Origin of the sequence: Veronia pacifica, from assembly GCF_001707825.1 — a bacterium.
Taxonomy (GTDB): Bacteria; Pseudomonadota; Gammaproteobacteria; order Enterobacterales; family Vibrionaceae; genus Veronia; species Veronia pacifica.
This window is the reverse complement of sequence record NZ_LYBM01000038.1, coordinates 1-11826: the sequence shown is the minus strand read 5'-3', so window position 1 is coordinate 11826 and position 11826 is coordinate 1. Positions and strand designations below refer to the sequence as shown.

Sequence of the window (11826 nt, the reverse complement as noted above, 5' to 3'; positions counted from 1 at the left end):
TTTTAATTACCTTTAGAGTCACACCAAAATAATATTTCATCTGTCGTAAACATGGTTTGCTAACATTTTCCGCGAGAAGAAAATAATAAAAAAGGCAGAGGACCATATGTCAAAAGCTAGACCGTCAGTAAAAAAAGTGAATGCAAATCTTAAAAGTGGCTGCCTGTTGTTGTGCTTTTTGTCCATTGGGTGTTCCGGCCAACCAGAGATGAATCTCTCTGCGCCCTCAGTGAATATCGACAAGGGTACCGTGGTGGTAAAAATTGCTGAGCACGCAATGGATGAGCCACATCGCATTAGCTATCGGCCACAAGGAAAGTGTGTTCCTGATTTAGCCATCAACACATCGGGACTTCACTCTGAGGTGGAACACAAGACATCGTGTTTTGGCAAAGGCCGCAACGAAGGGACGATTATCACGGTTGAAATCGATCCTAAGTATAGTCACTCTATTTCACTGGATTTGGGCGAAATATATGCGCCAGATATCCGACATTCTACAAACTTCAAAAAAGCTTTTGCGCAGGTAGATATCGGCGGTATTGAGGGCAAAAACACCTATTCATTGGTATCAAGAACATTCCCCCTGGGTGCAGAAGGTACCTTGGTAAATACCCAGTCAACCTCTGCTTCTACACTTACGTTACTGGTTGAAACGGGGAGTATAAACTTTAAATAACACTGTGATTGTAATTGTTCTTCGCCTATAAACGTTCAACCCAGGAGCCATGATGCAGTTTGTACCCGTCGATTTATCTCGCCACCTTTCACTGTGTCTTGGCTTCCGCAAAGATGCCTATCAGTTAAGCTTTGGTCATACTGAAGGGTTCGATGAAGACATCACAAAGAACTGGTATCAGGCAATCAGCACACACCCGGACGTCGGTTTTTATCTCGTGATGAACAAAGGTGAGTGCATTGGACAGGTAGAGTTCAGGAACGCGCTTGAGGATCACGAAGGAGTCTTGTTTGGTCACATTAATTTGCTCTATCTGATCCCCGAGTATCGCCATAAAGGACTCGGGGAACAGTTGCAGCAATATGCATTGAATGCGTTCAAAGCCAGAGGCTGCAAAAAAGCGACATTACGCTTTTATTGGAACAACACAGGTGGAAAAAAGTTCTATCAAAAACACGGCTGGCGGCCAGTAGGCCATGAGGGACCAAAAGGTCAGCTTATGGAGCTCTTTCTGGATACATGGCCTAGTTAGTAGCCCCCTAAGAGAATATCTATCATTTGCTCAGTCTTTCATTTGTCCGGTATTTCATTTTCTAAAAACTATCTACAGACAACATAGAGATTTCATCTCTGACCATGTCGATCCGGCGTTTTAGTGAAATTGAATATGGACAGTCACTAAATATGTTCACGATGCTGATCAAGGTGGCAAGATCTTTGTTATAAGACAGGCGCAGGTTTAAAAATTTACTATTCTAAGCCTATGATCAAAAATAAAAACTTATAAATAAAGTATGCAAAATACGACATCGGTTCAGGCTGTCCGTTATTTTTATTCTCTGCCAAGATTTATCCCCTGTGTTCGGATACTCATTGCAATGCTGTGCATTTCTGCGCTTTCAGCCTGTCAGTCAATGACAGCCGTCAATCATATCCCTGTTAGCGACAGTTCAGGTCCAGTCAGCCTCACTGTGTTTCTGGATGGCACCGCGAATAACGAGTCCAGTCATACCAATGTCTCTAAGTTACATAATCTTGTGACACTCCAGAATACGCCTTTCATTCGCTCAAGTTACATAAAAGGCGTGGGAACTGATGGGCGAGTCTTGGGGATGGCACTTGGCTGGGGTATTGGACACGATGTCAGGGAGGCGTACTTATTTCTAGCCGAAAACTATCACCATGAACGTGGCGATAACATTTATCTTTTTGGCTTCAGTCGCGGTGCATTTGCAGCAAGAATACTCGCCGCGATGCTTTACGTTGCTGGCCTTCCAGACCTCTCCTCCATTCCACAAAAGCAAAAATACGCCTACATCGAAGCAATTTATAACGCATATAAGGGGATAAAGTCTGAAGACGAGAGGCGAGAGGCAGTCAAAGCCGTATTGGGCCGTGACCCTGTGCCAGTCGATGTAAAATTTATGGGATTGTGGGATACAGTGGAGGCGCTGGGTATTCCAGATTATGAGGAAAACTGGCGTGACCCAAATCAACGTTATGGCGACCAGCTTTGTAATATTGAAAAAGCGGCGCACGCTGTAGCGATTGATGACAGCAGAGCCCGCATATTTACCCCTGTATTGCTGACCAATCCTGATCTGACCCGCACCTGTCCGTGGATAGTGATTGATGACGTTGTTGACGAAGTCTGGTTTGCAGGCGCACATTCTGACGTTGGTGGCGGATATGATGACACCCATATCAGTGGTGTGTCTTTGAACTGGATGTTAAATCAGATCGAAGCCTATCGCCTGACACCAGATAATACTCAGGTATTTGCCGACATTAAGGATAAAACACATGATCCAGAGTCTGGTTTATGGGGATTAGTATATCGGAAGCAAAACCGAAACCTGGCGGCTTACTCCCGCTATAGTGGCTATAACAATAACTTACTCAAGGTTCACCATTCAGTCATTGAACGGCTGAGACACATTGCGCCAGCACCTTTTGAGTTCCAATGGCATAAGGAAGACGCTTTCGCCTCTTGCTTTGAGACGGTAAACGGAGGATTGCGATACAAGACAGAAAGTGGATGTTTGTCTCTCGTCAAATAAGGAGAGTAGTCATAAAGCTGATATGTATGAGTAATCAGCTTTACCACAAATAACACGCCTTGACTGGCTCACCGCTCTCTTTGACTAGTCCGACTGTGTATGTCGTGTACCCCAGACGCCAAACCAGAATGCGCCTTCAAAAACGACACCTAGCAACAACAAAGACATTGCACTGTATTGTTGGCCGACGAAATACATCACTAAGGCAAGAGTGAAGCAAAATAGGGTTAATAGCAGTCTTTTATCCGGGATCAAAACGAACGCTCCATGACCATAAAATAATGAAACACGAAATTGTAAATATTTGTAATGAATATCACACGGAAGTATCTCTCTCCGGATACAAAATTCAACCACTTTTTTACTGAGGAAAATTATTCAAACGAGAATCAATATCATGTTGAAACCAGTTCTCATCTGGGGATGGGCAGTTTTGATAGGCAAAATTCGGCAAAATCTAAATCAAGCTGTACATCAATATCAATCGAGTTTGTGGTTTCCATCACATATGCGAACGCATTTAGATTGAAGTCAATGTTGCCTGAGCGGACTAGCTGTCGGGCATCAAGGGCATAAATGGCACCATTGAGGCGATAATATTGCGGAAGGTCTTGAGAGCGTACACTTGCTTCTCGTCGGATAAAATTGAAAAGAGATCGATCTTCCGGCAATGTGTTTGCCCACAAAGGACTGTGCTCACACGGCGTCACCGAAATAACGCTCGATGCTTGTTTTTCAGCGAACATTTCAAGCGCTTCATCGATATGCTCTGCTCGCCGGAGTGGAGACGTTGGCTGCAGGAGAACAACAATATCGATATGTTTGCCATACGTGGTTAGCACATCAACGAGTACTGACGCACTTGTTGCGGTATCTCCCGAAAGCTCTGCTGCCCGAAGCTTAGGAATTCGAATACCGAAGGAAGCGGCTGCATCGGCAATATCACTGCAGTCAGTGCTGACGAAAACCTCATCAATATATTGGCTTTGCTGCGCGGCTTCTATGGTCCAACCAATCAAAGGTTTGCCGGCCAGGGGTAAAATATTCTTCCGTGGCAGGCGTTTACTGCCGCCACGTGCGGGTATCACTGCCATCACTTTTTTTCCGAACAGCATAACTAAATACCCAGTCGAACAATGTCTTGTTGTGCACGGTCAAAATCATCAGGTCGGCCAATATCAAGCCAATACTCATGAATCGGAAACATTAGCACGTTATCGCGCTCCAGCATTTGCTGCTCAAGTAATGTCGGCATATCGATGGCTTCATTTTTTTCAACAGAGCGGAAAACATGGGGAGAAACGACATATATGCCAGTGTTGACATGAAAGCGCTGAACTGGCTTCTCTTCCATACTGACAATTTTATTGCCTTTGCCATTAATCACGCCGTAAGGAACCTGATATTCATATTCACGGACGCACATGGTGGCATCTGCGCCATGCTCAGTGTGAAAATTGACTAATTGTTCGAAGTCGACAGTTGTTAATACATCACCGTTCATCACAATCAGCGGCTTGTCGTCAGGTAAATCTGTTGGCAGGAGCCCAAGAGCACCCCCTGTTCCCAGAGGCTGATCCTCATGGATGTAGGTAATGTTTATGCCTAATACCGAGCCATTGCCAAAATGCTCATGGATCTTTTCGGGCATGTAGTGAGTGGAGATAAAAAAGTTTTCAAAACCCGCTTTCATAAAGCTTCGGATCACCGTCTCCAAAATCGGCTTATCACCAATCTTGAGCATTGGCTTGGGACTGCTTTCAGTAAGTGGCCTGAGGCGGGTACCAAACCCCCCAGCCATTAAGAGCACCGGATTGTCTAACTTGGGTTTGTTTAACGCACCATGCAAGGTCTCCATGCCACAGATTTTTTCGCCATCAAGCAATGGCACCGCAAGGATATTTTTCTCCTCCATCAGATCAATTAACTGCTTACGGGTGGAACTGACTGAGGCAGTGATCGGTGATGTACTCATTACCCGGGAAACAGGCTCTGACATCGAAATATCATTCAATAATCCGCGACGGACGTCGCCGTCAGTGACTACGCCAAAAAGGTGATCTTCTTCTGATACTACCAACGCCACCCGCAATGCTTCTCTGTCTATGATCTCCAGAGCTTCCCGAATTGATCTGTCAGGGCGGATAAGAACGTTTCTCCAACTCTGTGTCATAGTGTCACCTTTGGTTTTATCTCTTGCTGTGTATTTTTAGCCGGGTAGCAGATGTGATGGGCAGCCAGCTCTTCTGTCAACGTCGTACCCGCACCGACAATAGCTCCAGAGCCAATGCAAACCATCTGGGTGACGGTTGCGCCTGCTCCAATAAATACGTCATCACCTGTACTGACATGTCCACACAGGGTCACGCCGGGGGCGATATGATTCCAGTCACCAATCTGGCTGTCATGCTCTACGATCACGCCGGAATTGATGATACTGTGTTGGCCAATCTGACTACCAGCCTGAACCACCGTCCCGGGCATAACCTGCACACCCTCGGCGAGGGTAGCGAATGGTGACACTATGGCCTTCGAAGAAATGACGGTTTCAAACCGATATCCAAGTTCTCTGAACTTTTCTCCAACCTTACGACGGAGGTTTTGCCCCGGTAGCATCCCCAGTCCATTTACCAGCCTGATATCGTCACAGCCAAACTGATGGATATCCTCGTCGCTTGTCAGTTGTTTTATCTCGCCAAATACTTCACCGCGATCAATGAGATCGGGAGAGATCACCGCAAGAATGCGTCGCTGTTGCTGCCGGAGCATGTCGACCAATACGCTGGCATGTCCGCCCCCGCCAATGATCACTAACGGCAGGTGTTTGCCCTCACTCATGAATCAACTCCCCTGCCTGATAGGCTCTGCTTGCACAAGAGCCAAGCACTTGCCAATAGGCTGTAGGAGACATACCTGTTCCCGGGCGTTTTATTGCTACGTTAGCGTCAGAAAAGGCTTCTCCCGCTTTGATATCTGATGCCGCGACCAAGCTCTTTCGTGCAATGGCTTTGTTTTTTATTTCTGACGCTGCGGGCGCTTTAATTCCATCACCCAACGCCGTTTCAACCTGTCTCACAGCAGTCACCATAGCAACAAGTTCATCCGGCTCAAGGGATGCTTTGTGGTCTGGGCCATTAAGAGTTTTATCAAGAGTAAAGTGTTTCTCAATCACTGCCGCCCCGCGGGCAACAGCTGCAATCGGAATAGTGATACCTTCACTGTGATCTGAGTATCCAGCAGCAAGCGAGAAATGTTCAGACAAGGTATCCATGGCTCTCAGGTTAATATCTGACATTGGTGCAGGATATTCGGTGGTGCAATGCAGTAGAGTCACTTTACTTTTGAGTGCCTCCTGCCCCTCAACAGAGGAATAAGCTTGCCGGAATGCCGCCTCACTCGGTGCCGCGTCATGACCCGCTGTGTAACCGAAAGCAATCACTGCCAATGCTGCTTCCACCTCAGAGAGCGTCGCCATACCTGTCGAGACAATCATATCCAGCCCTGTTCTGGCATGCTCCAACACCAAGGGGGCATTGATTAACTCACCGGACGGCAATTTGAGACGTTGGATGCCGAGCTCATCCACCAAAAAACGTAGGCTGACAGAGTCAAATGCGGTTGAAAGAAACTCAATCCCCCGCTTCTTGCAATGTTCAGCCAGAGCAAAGTGACAGGAAGGAGATAGTTCAAGACGACGAAGCATTGAGAGCTGAGATTCTTTTTTTCCAGTATTCGCCACCTGATAATCAGCCTGTACCGCCTGCTCTGTGACTAACTCAGTTGCTTTAAACGTCTGAAATTTAACAATATCAGCACCAGCTTTAGCAGCAGCATCAACCAACTTAAAGGCCAGTTTTTCATCGCCATTATGATTGACACCCGCCTCAGCAATAATCAAGGTCATGATACTCTCTCTAAAGGTCAAAAAATGTTTTACATGGATTGAAGTCCAGAGCATGGATCATCGCAATCACCTGTTCACTGGTTTTCCCCTCCCCATACGGGTTATCGGCCGGCTGGTTTGGATGTTTATTACGCCAATAAATACCACTATTAATCGCTTGCAAAATTGATGCCTCTTCAGGCTCGGCATGAAAGACAGAATTTGCCGCTGCCCTCCCTAATTGTCGACTGCCAATATTTACGGTAGGTACACCGAATGAAGGGACTTCGATGATCCCACTGGAAGAGTTTCCGATCACTGCGTCGGCATGTTTTATCGCGCTAAGGTATCGGACCTGGCCCAGAGAGGGAATAGCAAGCACCCTGTCAGTATGCTCTGCTGCATACGTTTCGAGCATAGGGATAATTTTTCTTCCACCGTCATCAGCGTTGGGATAAGTCAATATGACCTTGTGATCGGGGAAATGATCGAGGGCGGCCAATAACTCATCAAAGCTCTTTTCCGGATCCTCGCTGGCTAACGTCACTGGATGGTATGTCACCACAAAAAAAGGACGATCCAAGGTAAAATCTATTGAGTCAGAGAGTGCTTGTTGTGAGAGAAACTCGCCGCGAACTAAATGATCGAGACCTATTGCGCCGACGTTTTTAACCCGGTCCGGAGATTCACCCAATTGGATCACGCGCTGGCGATGCGACTCGGTTGACGTGCCATGAAGATAACTGAGTTTGGTGATCGCATGGCGAAATGCATCATCATAGGCTCCCTCGGTGATCTCACCACCATGTAGGTGCAACACCGGGATCTTTAGGATGTATGCGGTTTGTGTCACCGCCAATGCTTCGAAGCGATCACCCAACACGACAAGTACGTCAGGTTGCATGCGACTGAGTGCATCGGAAAAACCGAGAATACCGAGCCCAAGACTTTTGGCAGTGCCAACAGGTGAATCTGACGACAGCAACATCTCAACCTTTTCACTCGTGGCGAAGCCATCTTGTTCAATTTGGCGGTAGGTTTCACCAAACTCAGGCGACAGGTGAGATCCAGAAACCAGAAGTTGCAAGTGAAGTCCGGGGTCAGCTTCGATATCTTTTAATAACCAATAGAGCAAACCGTATTCAGCGCGTGTGCCAGTAAACACAGCGACCTTTTTGTTTGTTGCTGGCACATTTTTGCTCTCGTTATTGTGTTGGCGCGTTACAGAAAGGTTCTTTTGCGGCATTGAGTTATTTCCTTTATGGCGCAGGTTGCTCGAATGGTGGGGCTGAACTTGGCAGGTTAATCAGTCTGGCTGCAATATACTCAGATTGGGTCAACTCACCGCGCAAGGCCGAGGAGTACATTGGAAGCAGGTGCATTAACTGCCAGGCCGGTCGGGTCATCACCCCGGCGTCATTGGTCACCTTCAAGAACTGATCACGACTCTCTTTATCCGGGCACAGAACTGCATTGAGCCAGTAGTTGGAATGCGCATAATCCGGTTCCTCAACAAAGCGATAATCAGTGCCATTAAAAAAAGAGAGGTAGTTTAACGCTAGACGCCGCTTCCTTTGTAACAGCGTGTCCAATTTTTCTATTTGCCCGCACCCTAACGCAGCATTAATGTTCGGCATCCGGTAATTAAAACCCGCTTCATCATGATAAAACTCGTAGGGATGGGATATTTTAGCAGTGGTGGTTAAATGTTTGGCGCGCTCTGCAGATATCTCAGACTTACACAGCACCATACCGCCACCACCAGTTGTGATAACTTTATTGCCATTAAAGCTGAGCGCAGCATAATCACCATAAGTACCCGTATGTCTGCCTTTGTACAAAGAACCCAGACTTTCGGCAGCATCTTCCACCAATATCAGGTTCCACTTCTGACACACAGTCAATAACTCATCCAGCTCGACGGGGTGACCAAAGGTATGCATGGGCATAACGACACGAGCAACTTGACCTGTGCACTTAATCACGCAGTGGTCGTCACGTAAAACAGCATGCTGATGAAGAAACTCATCCAACGCTTTAGGACACATGCCGAGACTATGTGGCGACACATCGACAAAGGCTGGCTCTGCACCCATATGATGAATAGCGTTACAGGTTGCTACAAAGGTAAGCGCCTGAGTGATAACTATCTCGCCGCGACGCACGCCAGCGAGGTGTAACGCCGTGTGAAGTGCCGCTGTCCCGTTCACTGTCGCAACAGCGGCAGAGGCGCCAGTATAATTCACAACACGCTTTTCAAACTCATCAACAAACTGACCGACACTGGACACAAACGTACTGTCAATGGTCTCGGACACGTACTGTTTCTCGTTGCCATTGAATTCAGGCGCATGCAAAGGAATAAACGCATTACTGGTATATACGTCTCTGACAAAATCGACAAGGTCATTAGGAGTCATTGCGGGCACCTTACATCTTGCCATCAAGGTATTTGCCGGTTTCACGATGCCCAAAATCTGGCAGTATCTGGTGAAACAACGCCACCAGATCATCTTTCGTCCAGCTTAATTCGGCTTTCATACGGTCAATTTCCCGCTCAAACATCAGCAGCGTTTCCGAGACGTAATCGAGATCATTTTTTATGATCCCCAGATGCTCAAATCGCTGCATGTCTAACTGTTCATTCGCAGTGAAAAATTCTTCAATATCTTTCTCGCCTGTCGTGTCGCTAGTCGTAAACAGACAGGGCCATTTGCCTTCAGGAGGCACCTTGGCAAGTGCCCTCGCCTCCTCTTCATTTTTGCAAACCAACGCCTCATAACCACGTTGCCTCAGATAACTGACTGCAATATCAGCAAAGCTTACCAAATGCAGTGACTCGCTAAGTTTTGGAAAGAAAATATCTCTGTTATCACCGAAAATACAAGACATGAGGCATAACTCGCCCGATTCTTCCGGAGTGACGAAATAACGCCGAATGTCATTTGGTGCCACGATGGGTTGATGTTTTTGCAAACGCTGATTAAAGCCATGCAACAACGAGCCGTCAGAGAAAGCTACATTGGCAAAACGAGCGGTGGAAATGGCTATCTGCTCGCTTCTTCGCATGAGAAACATCTCCATGATCCGCTTTGACGCCCCCATCATATTGACAGGATTAGCAGCCTTATCAGTCGAGACACAAAAGTATTTTTTTACACCTCTCTCTATCGCTTGACGAATCGTCTTGTCGGTATTGAAAATATTGACATCAACCATCCGCATCAGAGTGAAGGGATCTTTTTCACTTCGGACATGCTTCAGCGCTGATAAATTTAATACATAGTCATACTGACCATCAGACTGGATGAAAGCGTCATATTCCACTGACCCAATATCGAGCGCAAATGTCTGAAAATCGCCCTCGATATATCCCATGGAGCTACGAATATCTCTCACCAGTTCAACAAGATTATTTTCGCTGATATCGACTACGTGCAACTTCTTGGGATGCCGTTTGAAAATCTCTTTGGTTACCGCCTGCCCAATAGAGCCAGCACCTCCAAGTACCAGAAAACGTGAGCCGGACACCTCTTTGGACAAACGCTCCTCACTGGCAAGAATATCTGATGTAAACAATGCATGTTGACGGCCGATAAGAGGCAAGATGGTAGACATAATTTTCCTTTGGTTAACTTTGCAGACTAACGCTGGCAGATATGACGTTAAACCTATGTTTTACTGTAATACTTAATTCAACCAACGAGCAGTTTCCACCCAATTTTTATCTTGTTTTCCGAACCCTGCGCACTGTTTTTAATCTCGGATGAAACATCACCGCTGAAAATGCAAATAACATTTATCTGTTGAGTACTAATCAACCTATCTCAGAGGGTTATTATGAAGGCACGGACACGCCAGACAATATTGAGTGAAAATGCTTACCTGTAACCTAGCGAGGTAATAAAATCTCTGTGCGGTTCATGAATAAATGCGTCTGCCACAAAACTTCACTGATAACCGACTAATGATTTCCAAATAATAGCTATCTGGTAGTCGCTGCGCTGCAAAGTCCTGACACGGTAAATATAATGCAATTGATTGAATGCAACTGGTTGTATTTAAAGTGATAAATTTATTCTGAATAGAGCATTTGTTTTAAAATTTTTTTTTCGCCCAATTATACGCTTCTCGTTCAACTTGTATAGCAGACCACTGAATCTGAGCGAAAAAAAACACCTCATAACTCTCTAATTTAATAATTATTTTTAGTCCATACAGAGCGATGACTTCAGCTAATTCGATTTTTTCAGGCGAATCTTTAAGCATCATATTTGCCAGTCTCTCTTTTTGACCAGGGAACTATCGGATTCATTGAGTCACATACCAACTGAAGTCACTTTTTTGAGCTCTTAAAGTAGAGTTAACAGTTAAAAAGTATCGGAAATTATTGAAGATCTTGTTGCATATATTTGATGTTCAGGACCACTTAAAACAGTAAAAATGAGGGGATAACAGATGGTAGCAGTAGGTGGAGTAGGAGGAGGACACTACCGATCTGGTGGAGCGTATAATCCATACGACGATCATGATCATTCAACACACGGTGGCATCAGTGCGACAAGCATTTACGATGGCCCAAAGGATATAGAGGCTTTTAAGCACTTTTACACCACAAAAGCCGACCATTTTGACAAAGCAACCACGCTACAAAAACTCAAACAACAGAAACACAGAAAACAGGTGTTGGAAGAACAACTAAACAAAAAGAAAGAGTTGCTCCAGAAACACATTGCACGGATCAAAAGGCTTGAGAATAAGATCCATCACCTTGAAGAGCAGCAAAAACAACACTACAGCCCGAAAAGACAAGAACACATTGAAAAATACAAGTTAAACCTCAAGCATGCGAAAGCAAATCGCCACAATGCACAAAACAAAATTAAAGAGAGAGAACACCTGCTTGAAAGAGTAAATTTCAAAATTGACATTTTAAAAATTCGAAAGAAAGAATTCGAATTAGGCGGCCCAGCTGGTGCATCCGGTTACAAGCCAGATGGCGTTGGACACGGAAACGGAGCTGGTCATGGAGCTGGTGCTGGGAATGGCTACAACCAAGGTTACAGTCAGGGCTACGGTAACGGTTATAACCATGGGTACGGTTATGGCTATAACCATGGCTATGGCGACGGCTTTTTTGATGGCTATGGACTTGGCGGCTACGGCAGTTATGGTGGCTATGGTAACTGTGGATGCCAAGGTAG

The 11826-nt window shown here is 45.8% G+C and carries 11 protein-coding genes and 1 pseudogene; 4 read left to right on the top strand and 8 right to left on the bottom strand.

Annotated elements, in window-relative coordinates; genetic code table 11:
* Positions 1 to 106 precede the first annotated feature (106 nt).
* From A8L45_RS17540 to A8L45_RS17530, 3 genes are all read left to right on the top strand, one after another.
* On the top strand, positions 107 to 679 hold the full coding sequence (locus tag A8L45_RS17540; protein WP_068904665.1) for a hypothetical protein: 573 nt from the start codon (positions 107 to 109) through the stop codon (positions 677 to 679).
* Positions 680 to 728: 49 nt separating this feature from the next.
* Entirely contained in the window at positions 729 to 1211 is a 483-nt protein-coding gene (locus tag A8L45_RS17535) for a GNAT family N-acetyltransferase (protein WP_349267004.1), read from the top strand.
* A gap of 262 nt (positions 1212 to 1473) precedes the next feature.
* The gene (locus A8L45_RS17530) at positions 1474 to 2739 is read left to right on the top strand and encodes a phospholipase effector Tle1 domain-containing protein (protein WP_083228399.1); all 1266 of its coding nucleotides are present in this window, start codon (positions 1474 to 1476) and stop codon (positions 2737 to 2739) included.
* 413 nt (positions 2740 to 3152) lie between these two features.
* Here the strand turns inward: A8L45_RS17530 and A8L45_RS17525 are convergent, their stop codons facing one another.
* The 8 genes from A8L45_RS17525 to A8L45_RS24650 all read right to left on the bottom strand — a co-directional run bounded on the left by A8L45_RS17525 (position 3153) and on the right by A8L45_RS24650 (position 10894).
* Positions 3153 to 3854 (bottom strand): acylneuraminate cytidylyltransferase family protein, encoded by a 702-nt coding sequence (locus A8L45_RS17525; protein ID WP_068904662.1) that lies wholly within the window; start codon positions 3852 to 3854, stop codon positions 3153 to 3155.
* Between the two features lie 2 nt (positions 3855 to 3856).
* Positions 3857 to 4912, bottom strand: coding sequence for a nucleotidyltransferase family protein (locus A8L45_RS17520; protein ID WP_068904661.1), 1056 nt, complete (start codon positions 4910 to 4912; stop codon positions 3857 to 3859).
* On the bottom strand, positions 4909 to 5577 hold the full coding sequence (locus A8L45_RS17515) for an acetyltransferase (RefSeq protein WP_068904660.1): 669 nt from the start codon (positions 5575 to 5577) through the stop codon (positions 4909 to 4911). Before A8L45_RS17515 ends, A8L45_RS17520 begins: the two co-directional genes overlap by 4 nt.
* Positions 5570 to 6643, bottom strand: a complete 1074-nt coding sequence (gene neuB, locus A8L45_RS17510) for an N-acetylneuraminate synthase (RefSeq protein ID WP_068904659.1) — start codon at positions 6641 to 6643, stop codon at positions 5570 to 5572. The genes A8L45_RS17515 and neuB overlap by 8 nt, the downstream gene beginning before the upstream one ends.
* Positions 6644 to 6653: 10 nt before the next feature.
* Positions 6654 to 7814, bottom strand: a complete 1161-nt coding sequence (gene neuC, locus A8L45_RS17505) for a UDP-N-acetylglucosamine 2-epimerase (RefSeq protein WP_068904690.1) — start codon at positions 7812 to 7814, stop codon at positions 6654 to 6656.
* Positions 7815 to 7881: 67 nt separating this feature from the next.
* Positions 7882 to 9042, bottom strand: coding sequence for a LegC family aminotransferase (locus A8L45_RS17500; RefSeq protein ID WP_068904658.1), 1161 nt, complete (start codon positions 9040 to 9042; stop codon positions 7882 to 7884).
* A gap of 10 nt (positions 9043 to 9052) precedes the next feature.
* A complete protein-coding gene (locus A8L45_RS17495; RefSeq protein ID WP_068904657.1) occupies positions 9053 to 10240 on the bottom strand; it encodes a UDP-N-acetylglucosamine 4,6-dehydratase in 1188 nt (395 codons plus the stop codon).
* Between the two features lie 480 nt (positions 10241 to 10720).
* Positions 10721 to 10894, bottom strand: coding sequence for a hypothetical protein (locus tag A8L45_RS24650; RefSeq protein ID WP_175402015.1), 174 nt, complete (start codon positions 10892 to 10894; stop codon positions 10721 to 10723).
* A 186-nt stretch (positions 10895 to 11080) separates the two neighbouring features.
* Here A8L45_RS24650 and A8L45_RS25040 point away from each other — a divergent pair.
* Positions 11081 to 11826, top strand: a pseudogene (locus A8L45_RS25040) (hypothetical protein); the annotation flags it as partial.